Below are 23,867 nucleotides of genomic sequence, written 5' to 3' on the forward strand. Positions count from 1 at the left end.
CCCTCACCATGTTCAAGACCCGAGTTCGCACCCTGCTCCGTCCCCTGCTCGCCGCTCCCCTGCTGCTGGCGACCCAGCTCCACGCCGCCGAGACCACCTGGCAACAGACCCTCGCCGAGGCGAAGGGCCAGCGCGTCTATTTCAATGCCTGGGGCGGCAGCCCGGAGATCAACGCCTACCTGGGGTGGGCGGGTCAGGAGATTGAGCACCAGTACGGGGTCACCCTGGTGCAGGTGAAGGTGGATGACATAGCCCAGAGCGTCAGCCAGCTGCTGGCCAGCAAGCAGGCGGGCAAGACGTCGGGCGGCCCCATCGACCTGCTCTGGGTCAATGGGGAGAACTTCAAGGCCCTCAAGGAGCAGGGGCTGATGGGGGCACCCTTCACCCAGGATCTGCCGAACATGGCACTGGTGGACACCAAGCTGCCGGTGCACGAGGACTTCACCCTGCCGGTCGCCGGGCTAGAGGCCCCCTGGGGCATAGGCCAGCTCAATCTGATGGTCGACACGGAGGAAGTCACCACAGTGCCCACCTCGGCGGCCGAGCTGCTCGCCTGGGCCAAGGCCAACCCTGGCCGCTTCACCTACCCCAAGCCGCCCCAGTTTCATGGCTCGAGCTTCCTCAAGCAGATCTTGCTGGAGCTGACGCCGGACCCAACGCCACTCTATCGGGAGGCGAGCGACGCCGACTTTGCCCGCCTCACGGCCCCGCTCTGGGGCTGGCTCGATCAGCTGCACCCCGTGCTCTGGCGCAAGGGCAAGCTGTTCCCCACCAGCGCCGCCGAGACCAAACAGTTGCTCGATGACGGCGAGCTGGCCATGGCCATCAGCTTCAACCCTGGCGAGGCCCAGAGTTCGGTGCAAAACGGCACCCTGCCCCCTGCGGTGAAGGCCGTTGCCATGGCCAAGGGGGCCCTGACCAACAGCCACTTCCTCGCCATCCCCTTCAACGCCAGCGCCCGGGCCGGTGCCAAGGTGGTGGCCAACTTCCTGCTGAGCCCCACCGCCCAGGCCCGCAAGGCGGACCCCGCGTTCTGGGGGGACCCCAGCGTGCTGCGCCAGGATGCCCTGCCGGGGAACCGTCAACCGGCCCTGCGCTTCAAGGCGGTGGCCGAACCCCATCCCAGCTGGCAGACTCGGCTGGAAGCGGCCTGGGCCGAACGCTACGGCCACTAGACCATGAGCATCCGGCCCTGGCGCCTCCTCTTTCTCCTGCTGTGCGCCCTGTCGCTGGCCGCGCCTGTCGCCGGCGGTCTGCTGCTCCTGCTGCTTGAAGGCCTGGCCAAAGGCCATGTCAGCCTGCTGCTCGCCCAGCCCGGGCTCTGGCACTCGCTGGGCCTGAGCCTCTGGGTGGCGGGGGCCTCCACCCTGGGGGCCCTGCTCTTCACCGCCCTGCTGCTCGCCCGGGGGGAGGGGCGACCCTGGATGCGCAGGCTGCGCCGCCTGCTCTCCCCCCTGCTGGCCCTGCCCCACGTCGCCTTCGCCATCGGCGTGGCCTTCCTGCTCGCCCCCTCCGGCTGGTTGCTGCGCCTGATCTCCCCCACCCTCACCGGCTTTGACTTACCGCCCGACTGGCAGACCCTGAGAGATCCCTGGGGGCTCGGCCTCATTCTGGCGCTCATCTTGAAAGAGACCCCCTTTCTGCTGCTGATGGCGCTCTCGGCCCTCGACCCCGTCCGAGTCAGCCGCCAGCAGTGGCTTGGGCAAACCATGGGCTTCAGCGGGCCGCAGATCTGGTGGCGCCTGCTGCTGCCCGCGCTCTGGCCCGCCCTGCGCCTGCCCCTCTATGCGGTGGCGGCCTATGGCATGGGGGTGGTGGATCTCGCCCTGCTGCTGGGGCCAGATGCCCCTGCCCCCCTGGCGGTGCGGCTCTGGCTCTGGTATCAGGACCCGGACCTCCAGTGGCGCGGGGCCAGCGCCAGCGGCGCCCTGCTGCTGCTGGCGCTCAACCTCTTGCTGCTCGCCGCCCTGCGGCTGCTGGAGTGGAGCCACAGGGCGCTTGGCAAGGCCCGCTGGCTGGACGGCAGGCGCAGCCTCCCCTCGCCCTGGCCCGAGCGCCTCACCCGGGCAGGGGTCTGGGTCCTGCTCGCCATCAACCTGCTGGTGCTGGCCTCCCTGCTGCTCTGGTCCCTGGCCCGGCGCTGGTCCTTCCCCGCGCTCTGGCCCAGCGAATGGAGCGGCCGCCACTGGCTGGAGCTGCTGCCCACCCTGGGACCCCTGCTGTGGCAGAGCCTGTGGCTGGCCCTGCTCTGCGCCGGCCTCTCGCTACTGCTGGCGGTGCTCGCCCTGGAGGCCCAGCAGGGCCGCCGTCCCCACCACAGCCAGTGGCCGCTCTGGCTCATCTGCCTGCCGCTGCTGCTGCCCCAGGCCAGCCTGCTGTTCGGACTGCGCCTGCAGATCGACTGGCTCGGCGGCGTCGACGGCATAGGACCGGGCTGGGTGCTCTGGAGCCAGCTGCTGTTCGTCTTCCCATACGTCTATCTCTGCCTGCACGGCCCCTATCACCAGTTCGACGATCGCCTGACCCGGGCGGCACTCTCCCTCGGGGCCAGCCCCTGGCGCGCCTGGTGGCAGGTGAAGGGGCCGCTGCTGGCGCGACCGCTGCTGTTCGCCTTCGGGGTCGGGGCGGCGGTGAGCCTGGCCCAATACCTGCCCACCCTGCTGTTTGGCGCGGGCCGCGTGGTCACCATCACCACCGAGGCGGTGGCCATAGGCAGCGGCCTCAACCGGCGACTGGCTGGCCTCTATGGCCTGCTGCAACTGCTGTTGCCACTCTTCATCTACGGCCTGGTGCTCTGGCTGCCCCGCCGTATCAACCCCGCACTGAGGCATTGATCATGCTGCATACCACCGAGCTCACCCTCTACCTGGATGACCAGCCCCTGCTGACGCTGCCCCCCCTGACGGTGGCCCACGGCGAGGTGCTGACCCTGATGGGCCCGAGCGGCTGCGGCAAGAGCTCTCTGCTGGCGGCCCTCGCGGGGGTGCTGCCCCCCGGGCCTATCCGGCTGACGGGGGAGATAGGGCTCGGCGAGCGGCTGCTCACCCCCCTTGCACCCCAGGCGCGGCGCATCGGCATGCTGTTTCAGGACGATCTGCTGTTTGCCCATCTGACGGTGGCAGAGAACCTGATGTTCGGCATGCCGGCACATCTCGGGGGGATGGGGGCGAGACGGGCCCGCGCCCTCGAGGCGCTGGCAGAGGTGGGGCTGGAGGGGCAGGCGGACAAGCTCCCTGGCCAGCTCTCCGGCGGTCAGAAGGCGCGCGTCGGCCTGCTGCGGGCCCTGCTGGCAGAGCCAGAGGCCCTGCTGCTGGACGAGCCCTTCTCCCGGCTGGACAAGCCGCTGCGCGCGGCCTTCAGAACCCTGGTGTTCGAGCGGCTCAAGGCGCTCGGCATACCCGCCCTGCTGGTCACCCACGACGAGGAGGATGCCCCCGGGGCTATCCTGACACTCACCACTCCCTGCTTGACCAAAGAGGAGACCGACCTTGTTTGATCGCCACCTGATCCCCCTCATTCGCCGCCCCCTCCAGCTGCTGGCCGCCCCCCTGTGCCGGGCCAGGATCAGCGCCAACCAGATAAGCCTCACCGGCTTTGCCGTCGGCATGCTGGCCTTGCCGCTGCTGGCACTGGGCTGGCACGGCTGGGCCCTCGCCGCCATCCTGTTCAACCGGCTGCTGGACGGCCTGGATGGGGCCGTGGCGCGCCAGACCGGGATCACCGACTGCGGCGGCTTCCTCGACATCAGCCTCGACTTCATCTTCTATGCCGCCGTGGTGCTGGGCTTTGCCCTTGCCGCCCCCGCCAACGCCCTGCCCGCCGCCACCCTGCTGTTCGCCTTCATGGGCACGGGCTCGAGCTTCCTCGCCTTTGCCATCATGGCGGGCAAGCGCGGCATCGAGAATCCGGTCTACCACCACAAGTCCCTCTACTATCTGGGCGGCCTCACCGAGGGGAGCGAGACCATAGCCCTGTTCGTGCTGATGTGCCTGTGGCCCGCCGCCTTCGCCCCGCTCGCCTATGGCTTTGCCCTGCTCTGCGCCATCACCACCCTGACCCGGCTCTGGAGCGGCTACCACACCCTGCGATGAGAGGAGAGGGGCCTGTCGGCGAATTCAGCGGCGGATGAATATGGGCCCCAGGCCCTGCACTGAGCACTTGCGCATGGACGCCAATGTTTTACCATGACGACACTCTTTTTCAGGCTCACGAGAACCATATGCGTCGCCTTCTCCTCACCCTCTCCCTGTTCCCTCTGCTGTATGGCTGCAGCAGCACACCGGCCCCCAAGCCCGTGGTCAAGCCGCAGCCCCAGAGCGCCTTCATCAATCAGACGCCGCCGAGCAAACCTTTCTACCAGCAGGGGGTCAGCAAGGGAGACTTCGCCAACCGCAGCAACGTGGATCAGTTCGTGCAGCGCATGGTCGACAAGCACGGCTTCAACGGCGCCGAGCTGCACAGGGTGCTGGCCCAGGCCGAACGCTACGACTGGATCATCCGGCTGATGGACGCCCAGGCGCCCACCACCACGCCCCCCACAGGGCCGACCGGCGCCTGGAATCGCTACCGCGCCAAGTTCATCACCCCGGACAATGTGCAAAACGGCGTCAGCTTCTGGCGTGAGTACGAGAGCGAGCTCAATCGGGCGCAGCAGATCTACGGGGTGCCTCCCGAGATCATCGTCGGCATCATAGGGGTGGAGACCCGCTGGGGCCGGGTGATGGGCAAGACCCGCATCCTGGATGCCCTGGCGACCCTGGCGTTCGACTATCCGCGCCGGGCGACCTTCTTCACCGGCGAGCTGGAGGCCTTCCTGGTGATGACCCGGGATGAGGGCATGGATCCCACCGAACCCAAGGGCTCCTACGCCGGCGCCATGGGCTATGGCCAGTTCATGCCATCGAGCTTCCGCAGCTATGCGGTGGACTTCAACGGCAATGGCCACACCAATCTGTGGGATCCGGTGGATGCCATCGGCAGCGTGGCCAACTACTTCAAGGCCCATGGCTGGGAGAAGGGGCAACCGGTGGCGGTGCGCGGTCAGGGCCAGCTGCCCGGCTATGAGCACGGCTTCCAGACCCGCTACCCGGTCGCCACCCTGCGCGGGGCAGGGCTGGCCCCCACAGCGTCGCTCGGCAACCACAAGGAGGCGAGCCTGCTGCGCCTGGACGTGGGCACCGGCTATCAGTACTGGTACGGCCTGCCGAACTTCTACGCCATCACCCGCTACAACCACAGCACCCACTACGCCATGGCGGTGTGGCAACTGGGTCTGGCGGTCAGGGATGCCAGAGGCGGTTATTGAAACCGCACCTTGCCAATGCAAAACGGGCCCATCGGGCCCGTTTTGCTATTCGTTTTCCAGCAGCCAGCGCTTGAGCAGAGCGGCCAGTTGCCCTTGCTCCTCGTTCGTCAGCGGGGCCAGCAGGCGCCGCTCGTTCGCCACGTGGCGCTCCACCGCCTGGTCGACCAGCTCCCGCCCCGGCTCCGTCAGGCAGACCAAGAGGCTTCGCCTGTCATCGGGGGAGGCTTCACGTCTTATCAGGCCACGCTGCTCCAGCTTGTCGAGCCTGGCCGTCATGGCCCCCGAGCTCAGCATGGCAGACTGGTAGAGGGCGGTCGGGGTCAGCGGCTCGCCGGCCCGGCGCAGGGTCGCCAGGATGTCGAAGTCTGAGCCCAGCAGGCCGCACCCCTTGAGCTCTTCACTCACCTCGCGCCCGGCGATGGCCGCCATGCGCGCCACCCGCCCCAGCACCCCCATGGGGGAGCAGTCGAGATCCGGTCGCTGCCGCGCCCACTGGGCCAGCAGCAGGTCTACATGATCACTATCCATTCCGGCTCCATTATCTTTTCGAAAAGATACTTGATAATAAACTAACTCGCGGCTAATTTATCTTTACTTCAAGATACTTCATTACGAGACAACCATGCCACTGCTGATTGCCCTGCTCGCCCCCCTGCTCTGGGGCAGTACCTATGCCGTCGTCAGCCTCTACCTGACCGACTACTCCCCCTACTGGGTGGCCGTGTGGCGGGCGCTGCCGGCCGGCGTACTGTTGTTGCTGCTCCATCCCCGCCGGCCACCGCTCACCTGGAACCGGCAGTTCCTGCTGGCGTTTTGCAACATCACCGCCTTCTTCGCCCTGCTGTTCGTGGCGGCCTATCGCCTGCCGGGGGCGGTGGCGGGCACCCTGGGCGCCACCCTGCCCCTCATTCTGATGGGGCTGGCCTGGTGGCAGGACGGCAAGCGACCCAGCCTGAAGTGGCTGCTGCTGGGCCTGATGGGGCTCGCGGGTGTGCTCCTGCTGCTCAATCCCTCCGCCAACCTGGATCCCGTCGGCGTGGCGTGCGCCCTGCTGGCCACCCTGCTCATCGGCCAGTCCAGCCGCTGGATGCAGCGCTGGCCGGTGAGCGATCTGCTGGCGCTGACCGCCTGGCAACTGCTGCTCGGGGGCCTGATGCTGATCCCGCTCGCCTGGTGGCTGGCGGGCCCCATGCCGTTGCCCCAGCCGGCGAGTGCCCCTGGGCTCATCTGGCTTATTCTGCTCAACACGGCACTGGCCTACTGGGCCTGGCTGTGGGGGCTCAAGCGCCACGGTCCCGAGGTGATGGGCATGCTGGCCCTCACCAACCCCATGGTGGCGGTCTCCTTCGGCGTGCTGCTGGTGGGAGAGACCCTGGACGGCCGCCAGTGGCTCGGCATCGCGGTGATCCTGCTCTCCCTGTTCCTGATGAAGCTGCCGACCCGCCCCCTCTTCAAGGGCGGGCAGGCTGCCAAGGCTTGCCCAGACCAGCCGGGAAATGGCTGATCGGGCACCAGATCCCCACCTGGCACACAGCAAAAAGGAGCCGATATGGCTCCTTTTTATGCGCTTCAGTGACTGGCTTCAGGCTCAGACGCCGGCCTTGGCCAGGGCCGCGGAGACGATCTGCTGGGCCTCCTGCTGAATCAGGTCCAGGTGCGCCTCGCCCTTGAAGCTCTCCATGTAGATCTTGTAGATGGACTCGGTGCCGGAGGGGCGCGCCGCGAACCAGCCGTTCTCGGTCACCACCTTGAGGCCGCCGATGGCGGCGTCGTTGCCGGGGGCCTTGGTCAGCTTGGCAAGGATGGGCTCGCCGGCCAGGGTCGAGGCTTCCACCAGCGCCGGATCCAGCTTGGAGAGCACCGCCTTCTGGGCGCTGTTGGCGGGAGCGTCGATGCGGCGGTAGCTGGAGCGACCGAACTTCGCTTCCAGGGCATCGTAGTGGGCCTGGGGATCCTTGCCGGTGACGGCCAGGATCTCGGCGGCCAGCAGCGCCAGGATGAAGCCATCCTTGTCGGTGGTCCAGACGCTGCCGTCCTTGCGCAGGAAGGAGGCGCCCGCGCTCTCCTCGCCGCCGAAGCCGAACTCGCCGCTGAAAAGACCATCCACGAACCACTTGAAGCCGACCGGCACCTCTTTCAGGGTGCGGCCGATCTCGCCGGCGACCCGGTCGATCATGGACGAGGAGACCAGCGTCTTGCCGACCGCCGCCGTCTTGGGCCAGCCGGTTCTGTGGGTGAACAGATACTGGATGGCCACCGCCAGATAGTGGTTCGGGTTCATCAGCCCCGCCTTGGTGACGATGCCGTGACGGTCGTAGTCAGGGTCGTTGCCAAGGGCGATGTCGAACTTGTCTTTCAGGGCAATCAGGCCCGCCATGGCGAAGGGGCTGGAGCAGTCCATCCGGATCTTGCCGTCCTTGTCCAGGGTCATAAAGGAGAAGGTCGGATCGACGCGATAGTTGACCACCTCTATGTCCAGATCGTAGCGCTTGGCGATCACGTCCCAATAGGCGACGCCGGAGCCCCCCAGCGGATCCACACCGATCTTGATGCCGGCGCGCTTGATGGCGGCCAGATCCAGCACGTTTTCGAGATCGTCCACATAGGGGGTGACATAGTCGTGCTCGACCACGAACTCACTGGCCAGGGCCTCGGCGAACGGCATCCGCTTCACGCCGGCCAGACCGGCTTCCAGAATGGCGTTGGCGCGGTCTTCCACCCACTTGGTGATCTCCCCTTCGGCAGGACCGCCGTGGGGGGGGTTGTACTTGAAGCCACCGTCTTCCGGCGGGTTGTGGGACGGGGTGATCACCACGCCGTCAGCCAGGGCCGCCGGCTTGCCGGCGTTGTGGCGCAGGATGGCGTGGGAGATGACCGGGGTCGGCGTGAAGCCGAGGCCTGCCTGAATGCGGGTCTCGACGCCATTGGCCGCCAGCACTTCCACCGCGCTGGAGAAGGCGGATTCAGAGAGGGCGTGAGTGTCCATGCCCACAAACAGCGGGCCCGTGATGCCGGCCTGCTGGCGATACTCCACCAGCGCCTGGGTCACCGCCAGGATGTGGGATTCGGTGAAGGCGTTGTGCAGGGCGCTGCCGCGGTGGCCGGAGGTGCCAAAGGCTACCCGCTGCTCGGGGCGGCTCATGTCCGGCTTGTTGAGGTAGTAGGCGCTGACCAGACGGGGAATGTTGGTCAGATCGCTTAAACGGGCCGGCTGACCGGCGTGGGGATGCTGTGCCATGGCGTTTTCCTTGAGCAGAAGCCTTGCCCGGCAAGGCCTTGAGTCGTTGATGCGTTAAACGGTGCCGCACACCCGAGCCGTCAGAGCCTCGTCATAACCCATGCTGGTCATCAGCTGGGCCACCATGTTCTGCTTGCGACTGGTGTTGGTGTTGGTGATGACCCAGAACGGGGTATCCGGCACCTGCTTGGGCTTGGTGGTGCTGCCACTGGCACGCAGCGCTTCGGGATCCCGGGAGAAATAGACACGCTTGCGCCCCTTGATCTCGGTCGCCTGAGTGAAGCTCTCCGGGTTGTCTCGGTACAGGGTGCTGAGCACCAGCATGAAGCGGTTGATGGACTTCTCTTCTTTTTGCAGCTCGCCGGAATCGAGCAGGGCTTCCAGTCCCATGGCATCGGCCAGGGGCTGAGGCTGGACCACAGGCGCGGCCGGCACTGTCGTCCCCGCCTTGACGGGCTGTTCCAGCAGACGGCGCAGGATATCGGAAGCACTCTCGCCGATGTGCCGGGTCTGGCTGGCGATAAAGAAGTAGAGATCGTCATCAAGCTCGATGGTTTTCATAGGGATGCGCTGGACTCGTCGAAATTCGGATGCGGCGATTATACATAGGCAGACCCGGCAGCCCAAGGGAGGGGCTGGCAGATGTGCATGAATCTCGGTGAGAATACGGCATAATGGCGAGCCAAGTGTGTGATCCCCCGCACTGATAACCGATCCCGGGCCGTTTTTTTGGAAAAAAACCACAAAAAAATGCCCCCCAAGGAATGAAATCCTTTTCTTTCAGTGTGTTAAAAATCTGGCGAAACAGCCCACGACCGACAAGGTGTCATTTTGCAACAAAACTCATTATTGAATTTCAAGGATCAGGGACAAGGCCCTGTCGTCGTGCTGATCCACGGCCTGTTCGGCAGCCTGGACAACCTCGGCCTGCTGGCCCGCCCCCTGAGCGAGCAATACAGGGTCATCAGCGTCGATCTGCGCAACCACGGCGCCTCCTTTCACTCCGATGAGATGAGCTACCCGCAGCAGGGGGTGGATGTGATCGCCCTGCTGGATCGGCTCGGGCTTGAGCAGGTATCCCTGGTCGGTCACTCCATGGGGGGCAAGGTCGCCATGCAGGTCGCCAAGCTGGCCCCTGCCCGGGTCGACCGGCTGGTGGTGGCCGACATAGCCCCGGTCGCCTATCCCCATGCCCGCCACCAGAATGTGTTCGCCGGTCTCAACGCCACGCTCACGCGCCCCCCCCAAAGCCGCAGCGAGGCGGAAGCCATCCTGGCCGAACATATCGAGATCGCCGGCGTGCGCCAGTTCCTGCTCAAGTCCTTCGCCAAAACCGAGGCGGGCTGGGGCTGGCGTTTCAATGTGCCGGCCCTTGAGCGCAACTACGCCAACATCATGGGCTGGCCCGACGACCAGACCCGCTTCGAGGGGCCGACCCTGTTCATCAAGGGGGGGGATTCCGACTATGTGCAGCCTCAGTATACCGAGACAGTGATGGCACAATTCCCGGCCGCCAAGGCCCGTGTCATCGCCGGAACCGGTCACTGGCTGCACGCCGAAAAGCCGGTTTTGTTCAATAAACTGGTTGTGGATTTCCTGTCGACAGGCGGTTAACAGTTTCAAATCCTTTGTGATATAGTGCGCCCGTCATAAGGAGTGTGCGCAATCCATGCTGTATGAACATATCGATCTGATCGAGAGTCTGGGCCTGAAGCTGTTCTTCGTGGCCATCTTCCTGCTGATTGGTCTGGCCATTCACGACGTGCTCAAACGCGGCAACGTGCCCCGTTTCGGCCGCTTTATCGTCTGGCTGGTTCTGTTTCTGGGTTGCGCGGGTTTTGTCGCCAAGGGGCTGATCGAAATGGGCTGGGAAGGCTCTGGGATCGGCTAACTACTTTTCATCTGTGATGTATGGCCAAACAGCAAACTGATCGAACAACACTGGATCTGTTCGCAACTGAGAAGCGCCCCGGCAGGCCAAAGACCAATCCACTCCCCCGTGAGACCCAACTCAAGATCAACAAGCGCAACCAGCTCAAGCGCGATCGGGAGAACGGCCTGAAGCGGGTCGAGTTAAAGGTGGAGGCCGAATTGCTGGAGCGCCTGAACCAACTTGCGCTACAACAGAACGTCAGCCGAGCCGAGCTGATCCAATCTATCCTGAAGCAACAGATTGAGTCTGCGCATGCAGCAGGCATCGCAATCTGAACCGTTAAGCATTAACCAGATACGGGTAACTAAACACTATGGCTAGTGTAGGTCTGTTTTTCGGCAGCGATACCGGTAATACCGAAGCTGTCGCCAAGATGATCCAGAAAGAACTGGGCAAACAACTGATTGAAGTCCGTGACATTGCCAAGAGCAGCAAGGCCGACATCGACAGCTTCGATCTGCTGATGTTCGGTATCCCGACTTGGTACTACGGCGAAGCCCAGGCCGATTGGGATGACTTCTTCCCCGAGCTCGAAGAGATCGACTTCAACAACAAGCTGGTCGCCATCTTCGGCTGCGGCGATCAGGAAGACTATTCCGAGTATTTCCTCGACGCCATGGGCACCCTGCGTGACATCGTCGAAGCCAAAGGTGCCATCATCATCGGCCACTGGCCAACCGCGAGCTACGAGTTCGAGGCCTCCAAGGCACTGGTGGATGACAAGCACTTCGTCGGTCTGGGGATCGATGAGGATCGCCAGCCGGAGCTGACCGCCGAGCGCGTCAAGGGCTGGTGCAAGCAGTTGCACGAAGAGATGTGCCTGAGCGAGCTGGAGTGATCTCCCTCCTCTGACAACAAGGGCCCCGTCGGGGCCCTTGTTGTTTCTACTCCTTCATGGCTGGCGCAGCCAGGCTCTGGGTTCTGTGTTCCGGCTTGGGTTTCACATACAGGGTGCGCCTGACCTGGGCCACCAGCTCGCCCCGCTTGTCCTGCACCTGCACCTCGAACTCGGGGAAATGCTTGTTGCCCCCCTCGGTCGCCGCCACTATGGATGCCAGCTTGGCGTCGGTCAGATTGAACTCCGCCACCAGCATCCCCTTGCCAGGCTTGATGAAATTGATGCTGCCCGCCTTGTCCCAGACGTAATAACGGTTCTTGAAATGGCCCATCAGCATCAGCGGATAGATGGGGTCCGTCATGGCGAACATGCTGCCGCCAAACTGGGTCCGGTTGGCGTTCTTGTTCCACCAGCGGGACTTGAGGGTGACCCGACAGAAGCGAAAATCGGGGCTCAATGTTTCTATCTTGATGCCCGCACCCCAGAACGGGGGCCAGGCGTTGAGGGCGTGGCGCACCCAGGCCGCGTTGCCAAAAAGCCAATCCATGGATCTCATCCGACCAGACTATAGAGAAGTGACATAGTATCAACATTCCCTCGCGGAGCAAGCCCGGTCCGGGCTGGCCAGATTAATCTTCCACAGAGGGGAAATGTGCTAAACCCCTTGAATTACTGGGTTTATTTTTGACTTGGCTACGACCTATAATGTCAGGCCATACGAGTTCGTGGTTGCCATTCCTTCGGCAGTCAATCAGAATAACCACACCTTCGAGAATGCGAATAAATAGAATATGGCAGACAACAACCAAGCGTTAAAAAAGGCCGGGCTCAAGATCACCTTGCCCCGCGTCAAGATCCTGGAAATCCTGCAACAGCCGGACTGCCAGCACACCAGTGCGGAAGATCTGTACAAACGGCTGATCGACCAGGGTGAGGAGATTGGTCTCGCTACCGTCTATCGCGTTCTCAACCAGTTTGATGATGCCGGTATCGTCACCCGCCATCACTTCGAAGGGGGCAAGTCGGTGTTCGAGCTGGCCACCCAGGAACATCACGACCATCTGGTCTGCCTCGATTGTGGCAAGGTGATCGAGTTCTCCGACGAGGTGATCGAGCAGCGTCAGCGTGACATCGCCAAGCACCACAACATCCGCCTGACCAACCACAGCCTCTATCTCTATGGTCACTGCGTGAACGGTGACTGCAAGCACGACGAATAACGCCGTCGGCCGCGAGCAGCCATGAAAAAGCCAGCATCACGCTGGCTTTTTTTGTGTCCGCAATCCGGACCAGAGTGGCAGGGTCTCCCCTGCCCTCTGCCTGTCAGACGGCAGCGATCAGGCCTCGGCCTTGCCCCAGACGTCACGCAGGGCCACGGTGCGGTTGAACACCAGATGCTCGGCACTGGAGAGCTTGTTGTCGGCGCAGAAGTAGCCTTCGCGCTCGAACTGGTAAGCAAACTCCGGCTTGGCGTCCTTGAGGGAGGCCTCGACCCGGGCGCCCTGGATGATCACCAGGGAGTCCGGGTTGAGCGCCGCCTCGAAGTCGTCCTCGGCACCCGGGTTAGGCATCTTGAACAGACGATCGTAGAGACGGATCTCGGCCGGCAGGGAGTGAGTGGCGCTGACCCAGTGGATCACCCCCTTCACCTTGCGGCCATCGGCCGGATCCTTGCCCAGGGTCTCGGGATCGTAGGAGCAATAGATGCAGGTGACCTTGCCGTCCGCATCCTTCTCGACCCGCTCGGCCTTGATGACATAGGCGTTGCGCAGGCGCACTTCCTTGCCCAGCACCAGACGCTTGAACTGCTTGTTCGCCTCTTCTTTGAAGTCCGCCTCGTCGATGAAGATCTCGCGGGTGAAAGTCAGTTCACGGCTGCCCATCTCCGGCTTGTTCGGGTGAGCCGGTGCGGTCAGCACCTCGTCGGCGGCCAGGTTCTCGATGACCACTTTCACCGGATGCAACACCGCCATGGCACGGGGGGCGTTCTCGTTGAGATCGTCGCGGATGCAGGCTTCCAGCATGCTCATCTCGACGATGTTGTCCTGCTTGGTCACGCCGATGCGCTGGCAGAACTCGCGGATGGAGGCCGGAGTGTAACCACGGCGACGCAGCCCGGAGACGGTCAGCATGCGCGGATCGTCCCAACCGCTGACGTGCCCCTCGGTCACCAGCAGGTTCAGCTTGCGCTTGGACATGACGGTGTATTCGAGGTTCAGACGGGAGAACTCGTACTGACGGGGATGGCAGTCGATGCTGATGTTGTCCAGCACCCAGTCATAGAGGCGACGGTTGTCCTGGAACTCCAGGGTGCACAGGGAGTGGGTGATCCCCTCCAGGGCGTCCGAGATACAGTGGGTGAAGTCGTACATGGGGTAGATGCACCACTTGTCACCTGTCTGGTGGTGGTGGGCAAACTTGATGCGATAGATGACGGGATCACGCATCACCATGAAGGGGGATGCCATGTCGATCTTGGCGCGCAGGCAGGCGCTGCCTTCGGCCAGCTCGCCGCTCTTCATCTTGGCGAACAGCGCCAGGTTCTCTTCCACGCTGCGATCGCGGAACGGGCTGTTCTTGCCAGGGGCGGTCAGGGTGCCGCGGTATTCGCGCATCTGCTCGGGGGAGAGCTCGTCCACATAGGCCAGACCCTTCTCGATGAGCTCGATGGCATAGCCGTGCAGCTTGTCGAAATAGTCGGAGGAGTAGCAGATCTCGCCGCTCCACTGGAAGCCGAGCCACTGCACGTCCTGCTTGATGGACTCCACGAACTCGATGTCTTCCTTCGCCGGGTTGGTGTCATCGAAGCGCAGGTTGCACTGGCCCTGATAGTCACGGGCGATGCCGAAGTTCAGGCAGATGGACTTGGCGTGGCCGATATGGAGATAACCGTTCGGCTCCGGCGGAAAACGGGTATGCACGCTCTTGTGCTTACCGCTGGCCAGATCTTCATCGATGATCTGACGGATAAAGTTGGTTGGGCTGCTCGCCTCGCTCATGAATTCACCTCGAATGTCTCAGCTCATGGGGCAACCGCGCGCCCCCGCTTAGAAACCGACAATGATCCACTATTCATCCATGAGGCTCAACAGGAATTTGCCGCCGCGCCCTGGCTGCCGTCACGCCAGACGCCATTTGCCTCCGGGCAGGGTCGCTTCCCGGCCACAGGCATCCTTTATTTCGCCGAGATCGGCTCTCGGGCAAGCCACTTCCCCACACAGAGAGCGGGCTGAACGAGGCTGGCATAAAGGGCTTCCTGCGGGCACAACCACATGGCTGCTTGATATTGCGGCGAGATCACACTTCAATGTCTTGAAACAATTTAGCAACATCTGGCCCGTCACATCGCCAAGCTGAACAGAGCTGGAACCAACAAGAACCAGACATTTTCCAAACTGCATCATCCTAGTATCCTATTTACAACTTTGTCATTTTGCTGCGACATCAGGGAAGATGGTCGACAACACCTGTCCCCTCCCTTTCCCCCGAGCCACTCGCCTCATCCTCACACAGGTAGCTGAGCCATGTCCTACTCCGTATCAAGACGTGATTTCATCAAGCAGTGCGTCATAGCCGGCATCGCCGTCTACAGCGCCCCCTCCTCGCCAACCTCTCCCTGTCCGGCATGGAAGACGAGGTCTTCGATCCCGCCTTGCTCGGCCAGTGGAAGCAGGGGGGCAAGGTCAAGTTCCGCAGCGATGGCCTGGCCAAGGTTACCGGCCAGAAGATCTACAGCCGGGACTATCGCGCCCAGGATCTGGCTGGCTGGCCGTCCCAGCAGCAACATGCGCTGCTGATCCGGCTCGACAAGGCGGATCGCGTCTATCTGGGGCTGGATCTCTCCATGCTGCCCGCCAATGCCCAGCCCCGCCGGGTGATCACGGCCGCCGACCTGGTGCGCGACGGCGTCGAGCTGCCTGCCTTCTACGGCGTCAACATGATGGTGAGCGAAGGAGCCACCCCGGACTATCTGGGCCATGCGGCCGCCATGCTGATCTTCGCCGACTTCGCCACCTTCAACCGGGCCAAGCAGATCCTGCAGTTCAACGGCAAGGTGGTGCGCTACGGAGATGTGACCCCCCTGGTCGCCACCACCCGGGATCCCTGGGCCTGCTGGCGCATCATCCGGATCGAGGGCAAGCTCGGCAGGGAGGATCAATACAGCACCTTGAAGAACGGCCTCTTCTTCCCGGCCATCGTCAACCACCAGCCGGTCTGGCCGACGGCCAACGCCGATGGCAACGCCGGCGAACAGGGGATGTATCAGGCCGGACTGGTGCACAAGGAGCTGGAGGCCGAGGACGCCCTGGTGCTGGATCGCACCTACCAGACCCAGTTCATCGAGCCCATGATGATGGAGCCGGAAAACTTCAACGGCTGGTTCGACGCCAAGGCGCGCACCATGCACCTGGTGCTGAGCACCCAGTCCCCTCACGACTTCTACTACGAGGCCGCCGAGATGCTCGCCAAGGGGCCGCTGGCCGGCAAGGTCGACAAGCTGGTGGTGCACTCCCCCTTCATCGGGGGCGGCTTCGGGGCCAAGGATCACACCATATTCCCCTTCTATGGCCTGCTCGCGACCCTTTATGGCGAGGGGCCGGTGCGCCTGGCCAACGATCGTTTCGAACAGTTCCAGGGTGGCCTCAAGCGTCATCCGTTCAACATGCACAACAGGCTGGTGCTCGACAAGCAGAGCGGCCAGTTCCGCGCCCTGATCAGCGCCATGACAGTGGACGGCGGCGGTCGCCTGAACTTCACCGGCTCGGTGGCCAGCGTGGGGGCCAGCGCCATCCAGGGGGTCTACTACCTCCCCAAGAACGACATCACCGCGGTCGCCCTGCCCTCCGAGAACCCGGATTGCGGCTCCATGCGGGGATACGGTTCCCTGCAAACCATGGCGGCCATGGAGATGATGGTCAACGAGGCCGCCGCCCTGCTGAAGATGGATCCGCTGGAGCTGCGGCGCCGCAACCTGATCAGGCCCGGCCAACCCAATACCCAGGGGGCCATTCCCGAGGGCAACAACCGTTACCCCGAGATCCTGGCCATGACCGAACAGCACGAGATCTGGGCCCAGCGCCAGGCCAGGAAGCAGGCTTACGAGAGCCAGCATCCGGATCGCCTGCACGGCACGGGCTTTGGCATCACCACCAAGGACTATGGCACCGGCGCCGTGGCCCCCTCCGCCTGCGTCGAGCTGACAAGCAAGGGGGAGATACTGCTGAAAATCAGCGGCATGGAGATGGGCACCGGGATCCAGACCTCCCAGGCCGAGATCGTCAGCCGCTACCTGGGCCAACCGGCCGACACCATAGCGCTCGCCGAAATCGCCCTCTGGGATAGCTTCAAGCTGGTCTCGACCGACAACCCCTACACCATCTCGCAGGCGCGCCAGGACGAGATGCAGAAGAACCCGCGCTGGACCCTGGCCATTCCGCAGGCCTCCTCGGCCTCCATCTCCTCCTATTTCCAGAGTCATGCCACCGTCACCGCGGCCCGCATCCTGTTCGAGCAGACGCTCTGGCCGGCGGCGACCGCCATCTGGCGCAAGCAGTACTTCGTCGGCCAGGCAGGCCTGGATCTCGGCCCCGCCAGCGAGGCGAGCTGGACCCCGGCTGGCCTCACGACCCGTGGCATGCCGCCGCTGCCGCTCGCCCTGCTGGCGGCCCATGCTCACGCCAACGGCCTCATCACAGGCGCCATGGTGCACTGCTTCAACCGCTGGGCCTGGGCCGAGTGCGACTTCACCATAGAGGGTCAGAGCCAGCGCCTGCCCATAGATGCGCTGGCGTTGCGCTACGGCGAGGGCGCCAGCAGCGAGAAACGGGCACAGGCGGATGGCAACGGCTACCAGCTGCTCGACCGCACCCAGGCCCACTACCCCAGCACCAGCCTGAACAATGCCATGGTGACCTACTACGCCCCCTGCGCCACCCTGGTCGAAATAGCCCTGGAGAAGGGCTCGGGCAAGGTGCACATACTGTCTGCCCACAGCTGGCTGGACGCCGGCCGTGTCATCGTCCCCGAGCTGGTGGAAGGGCAGATCCAGGGCGGCCTGGCCATGGGGGTCGGTCACGCCTTGTATGAATACCTACCCGCCGGACAGGACGGGCCGGGCAACGGCACCTGGAACCTGAACCGCTACCAGGTCCCCCTGGCGAACCAGCTGCCGGTCTGGAACCTGACCCACACCCTGCTCGATCCCCTCTCGCCGACCGATGCCACCAAGGGCATAGGCGAAGTGGTGATGATCCCCGTGGTCGCCGCCCTGGTCGAAGCCATCTATCAGGCGACCGGCACCCGTTTCTATCATCTTCCCGTCACTGCAACCGACATTCAGAAGGCCATCCAATGATCACCGTAAACATGACCATCAACGACCGTCTCATTGGCCCGATCGACGTGGATGACAACACCATGATGATCGACTTCCTGCACGAGTATGTGAACCTGACCGGCACCAAGTTCGGCTGCGGCGTCGGCGTCTGCCATGCCTGCACCATAGTGGTCGACGGGGCGGACGGCAGCAGCGAGAGCGTGCGCACCTGCATCAACGGGGTGGGCCGCTTCAACGGCCAGCGCATCCGCACCGTGGAAGGCCACGCGACACGCAACAAGCTGGGCAAGATCATCGCCCTGAGCCCGGTGCAGAAGACCTTCCTAGATCACTTCTCCTTCCAATGCGGCTGGTGTACCTCGGGTTTTGTCAACGAGACCACAGTGCTGCTGGAGCGGCTGCGCAAAGCGCCGGTGGCCATGGCCGATCTCGAATCCACCATAGAGGAGGCACTCAAGGATCACGTCTGCCGCTGCACCGGTTACAAGAAGTACTACGAGGGGGTCAAGGCCATGCTGATCTCGGAGGGGGTAGTCCGCACATGATGCTCTCCAGACTCACATTCGCGCTCCTGCTGGGCGCAGGCGCCGTCTCCGCGGCCGACACCCGGGATCCGCTGGTGGCACAGGGGGAATACCTCGCCAAGGTGGGTGACTGCGCCGCCTGCCACACCGCCGAGGGGGGTCAGAAATACGCAGGCGGGCTGGGGTTCAAGACGCCTTTTGGCGTCATCTACTCCACCAACATCAGCTCCGACAAGAACCAGGGGATAGGCAGCTACAGCTATGAGGATTTCTACGAGGTGATGCAGAACGGCAACGCCCCCAAGGGACGCCTCTATCCCGCCATGCCCTACACCTCCTATCACCTGGTCACGGATGAGGACATGAAGGCACTCTACGCCTACTTCATGCAGACCAAACCGGCCGCCACCGTGAACCGCGACAACGAGGTCGGCTTCCCCTTCAACGTGCGCACCGGCCTGATGGCCTGGAACCTGGTGGCCCATGAGGACAGCGCCTTCCAGCTGGATCCGGCCAAGAGCAGCAACTGGAACCGTGGCCGCTACCTGGTGGACGGGCTGGGACACTGCGGCGAGTGCCACACGCCGCGGGATCTGTTCATGGCGATGGACGGCTCACGCTACCTGAAAGGGGCCATGATAGAGGGGGTGATGGCCCCGGAGATCACCGCCACCGAGCTCAGGCGCCAGGGCTGGACCCATGACTCCCTGACCCGGCTGCTGCGCAAGGGCTACTCGGTCAAGGGGGGCGTCTTCGCCGGCATGTATCCCGTGGTCGAGAAGAGCTTCGCCTACCTGACCGACGAGGACATGCATGCCGTCACCAGCTACCTGCTCGGCAGCGACACCCCGTTGCCGGAGCCTGCGCCCAGGCCGGTCACTCTGGACGCATCGCACCCGGGTTACGGGCTCTACCGGGACTACTGCGCCGGCTGTCACGGTCAGCAGGGTCAGGGCAAGCCGAACGTAACCCCCTCCATGTACGCCAACGCCACCCTGGATCAGGCGACCGCGACCAACACCCTGGCGGTGCTGCTGCGCGGGATCCCGGCCCAGAGTTACAGCCAGACCGAGCGCTTCGCCCCCATGCCCGGCTACGCCAGGGAGCTCAACGACCAGCAACTGGCGGATCTGGTGAACTTCCTGCGCCAGACCTGGGCCCATCAGGCCTCCACCCTGAGTGCCGACGACATCAGTACGCTCAAGAAGGAGATCGTCGAGGCGCACGATGAGTGACGCTCAGCTGGAGGTGCTGCGTCAGAGCCTCGCCTGGCTGGCCCAGGGGAAAGGCATCTGGCTGTGCAGCATAGTGGCGACCTACGGCTCGGCCCCCCGCCCCAAGGGGGCCCTGTTCGCCACCGATGGCCTCCGCCGCAGCGGCTCCATCTCGGGGGGCTGCATCGAGGATGCCTTCGTCGCCATGCTGGCCAGGGGGGAGCATGACGCCCCCCTGAGCCTGCTGGATTATGGCGCCCACCTGGCCCCCGATGGCAGTGGGTTCGAGCTGCCGTGCGGTGGCCGCATCCGGCTGCTGGTGGAGCGCCTCGAAGGGGACGCGGCCAGCGCGGATCTCGACGAGTGGCTCACCCGGCTGCAAGGGGGCCGCCCCTTCGTGCGGGAGGTGCTGCTCGAGCAGGGGACACGCCGCTATCTGTCCGGGGAGACGACGGATCCCTGCGAGCAAGAGACGCCAGGCCGGGTACGCCTGAGCTATGCCCAGCGCTGGTGCCTGCTGCTGCTCGGCATCAGCCAGGTGAGCGAGCAGGTGGCCAGGCTCGGTCAGGCCGCCGGTTTCGAGGTGCGGCTGTGCGATACCCGCGAGCCGTACCGCCGCGACTGGCACTGGGGGCCGGAGCAAGGGGGCATAGCGGTGGAGTGGTGCGATCCCGAACGCTTCGTCGAGCGCCATGCCACGGCCCAGAGCGCCGTGCTGGCCCTGGCCCACGACCCCAGGATCGACGATGCCGGGCTGATGGCGGGGCTCGAATCCGACGCCTTCTACCTCGGTGCCATGGGGTCGGTACGCACCAGCGCCCGTCGGCTGGAGCGGCTGCAGCGAATTGCCGAGGCGAGTCAGGCCCAGCTTGCGCGGATCCACGCCCCCATCGGGCTGCCCATCGGCAGCAAGACCCCCATGGAGATCGCCATCGCCGTGCTGGCCGAGGTGATCGCCGTGCGCCAGGGCATCCGATTGAGAGAGGCCACAGATGCAACCTGAGCGCGTCGCCCTGCTGCTGGCGGCCGGCTTCTCCCGTCGCTACGGCAGCGACAAGCGTCTCGCGGGCTCACCGCCTCTGATCCTGCGCACCCTGGCCACCCTGCTCCCCTGTCATGACAGCGTACTGGTGGTGCTCAGGCAGCGAGACGAGGCAATGCGCCGCCTGCTGGCGGACTCCGGCGCCGAGCTGACCCAGGTGCCACGGGACGGCGGCCTGGGGGACAGCCTGGCCACGGGGTGCGTACCCTGCTGGGAAGCGGCCGCCCCATCCACAGCCTGCTCATCGCCCTGGCCGACATGCCCCGCCTCTCCCCCGCCAGCCTGCGGGCGCTGCAAGCCGCCCAGACTGGCAGGGAGATAGTGCGCCCCCTCCATCAGGGGCAGCCGGGCCATCCCGTCAGCTTCCCCGCCGATCTGCTCCCCGAGCTGGCGAGCCTGGCGGGGGAACAGGGCGCGCAAGGCGTACTGCTGCGCCATCGGGGGCGTCTGCGCACCCTGCCCCTTGACGATCCCGGCTGCGTGCAAGACATCGACTGGCCAGAGGATCCGCTCTGAGGCGCCAGCCCCATCCGACCCGCCTCTCCCCGCACAGCCCACCATATGCCGTTCACGGCATGCCTGATCGCCGGGCAAAAAAAGCCCCGCACGAGGCGGGGTCACAAGTGATGAAAAACAGACAATACACACACAACAAAGGTTCACACGCACAGTCAACCTTTCCCAAGCCCGATGACATATCGGCCTTGGGAAAGGCGGGTCTTGCGACCCGCCCTGTGTCAGTGACGATACGCTATCAGTTCAGCTCGGTGACGCGGCTGGTGCGCTTGCCATCGAAGCTGGTGGTACGCAGCCAGACCTTGCCGTTGACGCTCGGCTTGGCGGCGGCGTCATAGGCGGTCCAGTTGGTGCCGTCCAGGCTGTACTGGATGGGCAGACCCGGCAGATCCACGTTCGCTTCCAGCTTGCCGTTCACCACCTTGGCACCCGGTACCGAGAGGCGGTATTCCACACCGGCCTGATCGAGTTTCGGCAGCACGCGCTGACCCAGCAGGTTCGCGAACTGGTTCCACTCCTTGCTCAGGGTGGCCTTGTTGACGTGCTTGGTGGTACCGGAGAACTCGCGACCCTTCACGTAGTCGAGCTCGAAGCCACCCTTGTGCCAGGCGCGCTCGGCCACGGAGAAGATCCGCGGGTAGACCATGTACTCGTACTGGGCGTCGGTGCGCACTGTCTCGCTCCACTGCTGACCGGAGATCCCCTTGAACTTGACCGGATCCTGGTCACCCTTGGCCACGAAGGCGTTGCCGTCGCGGTCAACCGAGGTCTCGGCGTTCTGCGGCAGGTTTTCCGGGGCGAAGGCGAACACCTTGCGGGTGTCGTTGAAGCGGGTCGCCCAGTAGTAGCCGCGCTCGGCCGGGTGTACTTCGTTCGGGAAGTCGAAGTAGAGGTAGTCCGGGTTGGAGAGCACCACGTCATAGCCCTTGTGCGCCCACTTCATCGCCTCGTTGAAGCCACCCCAGTAGAGGGTTTCCCAGAAGTTGACCCGGGTCTTCTCGGTGGCGAACACGCTGGCGTCCGTGGCGTACTTCAGACCATCTTCCCACGCCTGCAGGGTGGAGAAGCCATGGCCCTTGACCATCTCGCTCACTTCCTTGGCGAAGTGGACAGGCAGCTCGGCCACGTCCTTGATCTTGCCATCGTCGATCATCTTCTGGCACATGGGGGACTTGCCGAACGGCTTGTCCTGCTTGCTGGAGTCGACGTTGCCCTTCCAGGCCACCAGCTCCTCTTTCTTGGTGACGGCCGGGTCCTGGTAACCGCCGCCCTGCATGATGTTCTTCGCCTCGTCACCACCGTAGTGCCAGGCGGTCAGGGGCTGGCCGGCGGCCTGGTGCATCTGGGCCACTTCATCCATCACCTTGGCCACGAAGGTGGCGGCGCCCGGCTGGCAGGGGTTGATGAAGGACATCTTGTCGTAGAACTGCACCGAAGTGACGTTGGAGGTGTCATCCGGGTCAGTCAGACGGAACTGGTTCGCTTCCGCCTCCTTGCCTTCCGCCAGCAGACGCTTGTAGCGCGCCTCCATGGAGACCACGGCGGCACGGGCGTGGGCCGGCATGTTGATCTCGGGGATCACGGTCACGCCGCGGGCCTTGGCATAGCGCACCAGGTCGATGTAGTCGGCCTTGCTGTAGAAGCCGGAGCCCTGGTTGTCGCTGGTGGGGCCTGAGCCGAGCTGCGGCATCAGGCACTTGGTTTCGGACTCGTCGTGGCAACGCTGGCTGCCGACCTCGGTCAGCTCCGGCAGGCCCGGGATCTCGATGCGCCAGCCTTCATCATTGGTCAGGCCAAGGTGCAGCACGTTGAGCTTCATGGCAGACATCTGGTCAACCAGCTTCTTCATGGTCTCCGGGCTTCTGAAGTGGCGGGCCACGTCGGTCTGCATACCGCGGTATTCGAAGCGCGGAGCATCCTCGACGCTCATCTGGCTCACCAGCTTGTCGTCAACCCCCAAGAGGGAGATCAGGGACTGGGCGCCCCAGAAGGCCCCGTCGATGTCATGACCCTGCACCACAGTGCCTTTGGCGCCTATGGTCATGTCATAGCCTTCGGCCTGCTTGAGCTTGCTGCCGAGCTTGATGGTCACTGGGTAGCCGGTGTCGGAGAGGGTAACACCCAGCTTGGTCAGTTGAGCCTTCAGGGCCTCGGCGCGATCGCTTGGCAGATCCAGGGCATTGAGCTTGATGGTGGAGAAGTCGACCTGGGGACCGGCCTTGACCACCTGCTTCATCGGGGTCGGCAGGATCTGGTCGTCAATCTTGCCGGCAGGCAGCAAGGTGCTGGTCTGGTTGGCGGCAAAACGGGTCTCGCTGTTCATCAGGATGTTGTTGTCATCCTTGGTGCGCTTCCAGCCGTCGGCCGGCATCGGCTTCTCATAGGTGGTGGCATCGTCGATGTTGCTCATGCTGGCCAGCACTTTTGGTTCGGCCCCTTCGCTGGCCACGTACCAGTTCGGCATGATGTCAGATTCGAACAATACCCAGTATTCCACCACCAGGGGCACTTCGACCGTGGCGTCCTTGGCAAAGCCCTGGAACTTCTCGGTTGGCGTCAAACGATAGAGGTCGCCGGTCAGGTGGGTGATGGTGAACTGGTCGTTGTCCACCCGCTGGATGCGGCGGATGGAGGAGACATAGATGCTCCAGTCCTTGGAGGTGACGTCGGCACCGGTATTGGTCAGGTGCAGCTTGGCAACGCCGCAGCTCGCCCACTCGGAGCCCAGTGCCTGGCAATCGAGGCCGGCGCCGGCACCGTCGTTGGTGACGACTTCGTACTTGACGACCAGGTTGCTGGCGAGGGAATCGACCACGGCTTGCTTGGCGGCATCGGCTGCCTGTACCTGGGCGGCACAAACGGTAGACATGGCAATGGCTAACAGAGAATGTTTCAAGTTCATAACTGCTGCTCTCGTTTG

At 64.1% G+C, this 23,867-nt stretch carries 21 protein-coding genes and 2 pseudogenes; 17 read left to right on the forward strand and 6 right to left on the reverse strand.

Features of this window, described 5'->3' with window-relative positions:
- The first annotated feature begins 8 nt into the window (after window positions 1–8).
- The 5 genes from HB860_RS12465 (at window position 9) to mltB (ending at window position 5,305) form a co-directional block, all read left to right on the forward strand.
- A complete protein-coding gene (locus HB860_RS12465; protein ID WP_247626852.1) occupies window positions 9–1,175 on the forward strand; it encodes an ABC transporter substrate-binding protein in 1,167 nt (388 codons plus the stop codon).
- Between the two features lie 3 nt (window positions 1,176–1,178).
- Window positions 1,179–2,834, forward strand: a complete 1,656-nt coding sequence (locus HB860_RS12470; RefSeq protein ID WP_247626853.1) for an ABC transporter permease subunit — start codon at window positions 1,179–1,181, stop codon at window positions 2,832–2,834.
- Window positions 2,835–2,836: 2 nt separating this feature from the next.
- Window positions 2,837–3,496, forward strand: a complete 660-nt coding sequence (locus tag HB860_RS12475; RefSeq protein ID WP_247626854.1) for an ATP-binding cassette domain-containing protein — start codon at window positions 2,837–2,839, stop codon at window positions 3,494–3,496.
- Window positions 3,489–4,091 (forward strand): CDP-alcohol phosphatidyltransferase family protein, encoded by a 603-nt coding sequence (locus tag HB860_RS12480; protein ID WP_247626855.1) that lies wholly within the window; start codon window positions 3,489–3,491, stop codon window positions 4,089–4,091. Before HB860_RS12475 ends, HB860_RS12480 begins: the two co-directional genes overlap by 8 nt.
- 128 nt (window positions 4,092–4,219) lie before the next feature.
- Window positions 4,220–5,305 carry a lytic murein transglycosylase B gene (gene mltB, locus HB860_RS12485; RefSeq protein WP_139436436.1) on the forward strand — a complete coding sequence of 362 codons (1,086 nt, stop codon included), beginning with the start codon at window positions 4,220–4,222 and terminating at the stop codon, window positions 5,303–5,305.
- Window positions 5,306–5,350: 45 nt separating this feature from the next.
- Here the strand turns inward: mltB and HB860_RS12490 are convergent, their stop codons facing one another.
- The gene (locus tag HB860_RS12490) at window positions 5,351–5,833 is read right to left on the reverse strand and encodes a MarR family winged helix-turn-helix transcriptional regulator (protein ID WP_005325629.1); all 483 of its coding nucleotides are present in this window, start codon (window positions 5,831–5,833) and stop codon (window positions 5,351–5,353) included.
- Window positions 5,834–5,927: 94 nt separating this feature from the next.
- Between HB860_RS12490 and HB860_RS12495 the strand changes: the two genes are divergently transcribed.
- Entirely contained in the window at window positions 5,928–6,809 is an 882-nt protein-coding gene (locus HB860_RS12495) for a DMT family transporter (RefSeq protein WP_139436438.1), read from the forward strand.
- A gap of 84 nt (window positions 6,810–6,893) precedes the next feature.
- Here HB860_RS12495 and pgm read toward each other — a convergent pair whose 3' ends face one another.
- Both pgm and seqA read right to left on the reverse strand, forming a co-directional pair.
- Complete coding sequence (pgm, locus tag HB860_RS12500; protein WP_247626856.1) at window positions 6,894–8,543, reverse strand: phosphoglucomutase (alpha-D-glucose-1,6-bisphosphate-dependent); 1,650 nt, start codon at window positions 8,541–8,543, stop codon at window positions 6,894–6,896.
- Between the two features lie 54 nt (window positions 8,544–8,597).
- Window positions 8,598–9,104, reverse strand: coding sequence for a replication initiation negative regulator SeqA (seqA, locus tag HB860_RS12505; RefSeq protein WP_202046322.1), 507 nt, complete (start codon window positions 9,102–9,104; stop codon window positions 8,598–8,600).
- Between the two features lie 288 nt (window positions 9,105–9,392).
- Here seqA and HB860_RS12510 point away from each other — a divergent pair, with 288 nt between their 5' ends.
- Genes HB860_RS12510 through fldA form a run of 4 tightly spaced genes read left to right on the forward strand, consistent with a single transcriptional unit; the run spans window position 9,393 to window position 11,314 of the window.
- Complete coding sequence (locus tag HB860_RS12510) at window positions 9,393–10,157, forward strand: alpha/beta fold hydrolase (RefSeq protein WP_247626942.1); 765 nt, start codon at window positions 9,393–9,395, stop codon at window positions 10,155–10,157.
- A 55-nt stretch (window positions 10,158–10,212) separates the two neighbouring features.
- Window positions 10,213–10,434 (forward strand): DUF2788 domain-containing protein, encoded by a 222-nt coding sequence (locus HB860_RS12515; protein ID WP_106887376.1) that lies wholly within the window; start codon window positions 10,213–10,215, stop codon window positions 10,432–10,434.
- Window positions 10,435–10,454: 20 nt separating this feature from the next.
- A complete protein-coding gene (gene ybfE / locus HB860_RS12520) occupies window positions 10,455–10,751 on the forward strand; it encodes a LexA regulated protein (RefSeq protein ID WP_005325670.1) in 297 nt (98 codons plus the stop codon).
- Window positions 10,752–10,789: 38 nt separating this feature from the next.
- Window positions 10,790–11,314 carry a flavodoxin FldA gene (gene fldA, locus HB860_RS12525; RefSeq protein ID WP_005325673.1) on the forward strand — a complete coding sequence of 175 codons (525 nt, stop codon included), beginning with the start codon at window positions 10,790–10,792 and terminating at the stop codon, window positions 11,312–11,314.
- A gap of 46 nt (window positions 11,315–11,360) precedes the next feature.
- Here fldA and HB860_RS12530 read toward each other — a convergent pair whose 3' ends face one another.
- Window positions 11,361–11,861: a DUF4442 domain-containing protein gene (locus HB860_RS12530; protein ID WP_247626857.1), complete on the reverse strand. Its 501-nt coding sequence runs from the start codon at window positions 11,859–11,861 to the stop codon at window positions 11,361–11,363.
- A 244-nt stretch (window positions 11,862–12,105) separates the two neighbouring features.
- Here HB860_RS12530 and fur point away from each other — a divergent pair, with 244 nt between their 5' ends.
- Entirely contained in the window at window positions 12,106–12,534 is a 429-nt protein-coding gene (fur, locus tag HB860_RS12535) for a ferric iron uptake transcriptional regulator (protein ID WP_005325677.1), read from the forward strand.
- A gap of 117 nt (window positions 12,535–12,651) precedes the next feature.
- On the opposite strand, the gene glnS is transcribed toward fur, so the two are convergent.
- Window positions 12,652–14,313 carry a glutamine--tRNA ligase gene (gene glnS, locus HB860_RS12540; RefSeq protein ID WP_247626858.1) on the reverse strand — a complete coding sequence of 554 codons (1,662 nt, stop codon included), beginning with the start codon at window positions 14,311–14,313 and terminating at the stop codon, window positions 12,652–12,654.
- Between the two features lie 563 nt (window positions 14,314–14,876).
- On the opposite strand from glnS, the gene HB860_RS12545 reads away from it, so the two are divergent.
- The 6 genes and pseudogenes from HB860_RS12545 to HB860_RS22200 form a co-directional block, all read left to right on the forward strand.
- The gene (locus tag HB860_RS12545) at window positions 14,877–17,669 is read left to right on the forward strand and encodes a xanthine dehydrogenase family protein molybdopterin-binding subunit (protein ID WP_247626859.1); all 2,793 of its coding nucleotides are present in this window, start codon (window positions 14,877–14,879) and stop codon (window positions 17,667–17,669) included.
- The gene (locus HB860_RS12550; RefSeq protein ID WP_139436452.1) at window positions 17,666–18,196 is read left to right on the forward strand and encodes a (2Fe-2S)-binding protein; all 531 of its coding nucleotides are present in this window, start codon (window positions 17,666–17,668) and stop codon (window positions 18,194–18,196) included. Before HB860_RS12545 ends, HB860_RS12550 begins: the two co-directional genes overlap by 4 nt.
- Window positions 18,193–19,410: a c-type cytochrome gene (locus tag HB860_RS12555; RefSeq protein WP_247626860.1), complete on the forward strand. Its 1,218-nt coding sequence runs from the start codon at window positions 18,193–18,195 to the stop codon at window positions 19,408–19,410. The genes HB860_RS12550 and HB860_RS12555 overlap by 4 nt, the downstream gene beginning before the upstream one ends.
- Window positions 19,403–20,392 (forward strand): XdhC family protein, encoded by a 990-nt coding sequence (locus tag HB860_RS12560; RefSeq protein ID WP_247626861.1) that lies wholly within the window; start codon window positions 19,403–19,405, stop codon window positions 20,390–20,392. The genes HB860_RS12555 and HB860_RS12560 overlap by 8 nt, the downstream gene beginning before the upstream one ends.
- A pseudogene (locus tag HB860_RS22365) lies at window positions 20,382–20,576 on the forward strand (NTP transferase domain-containing protein); the annotation flags it as partial. The gene HB860_RS12560 and the pseudogene HB860_RS22365, both read left to right, overlap by 11 nt.
- 35 nt (window positions 20,577–20,611) lie before the next feature.
- Window positions 20,612–20,947: pseudogene (locus tag HB860_RS22200) on the forward strand (nucleotidyltransferase family protein); the annotation flags it as partial.
- Between the two features lie 238 nt (window positions 20,948–21,185).
- On the opposite strand, the gene HB860_RS12570 reads toward HB860_RS22200, so the two are convergent.
- On the reverse strand, window positions 21,186–23,849 hold the full coding sequence (locus HB860_RS12570) for a beta-N-acetylhexosaminidase (RefSeq protein ID WP_247626862.1): 2,664 nt from the start codon (window positions 23,847–23,849) through the stop codon (window positions 21,186–21,188).
- Window positions 23,850–23,867 lie beyond the last annotated feature (18 nt).

Source organism: Aeromonas genomosp. paramedia (genome assembly GCF_023093515.1).
Classification (GTDB): Bacteria; Pseudomonadota; Gammaproteobacteria; order Enterobacterales; family Aeromonadaceae; genus Aeromonas.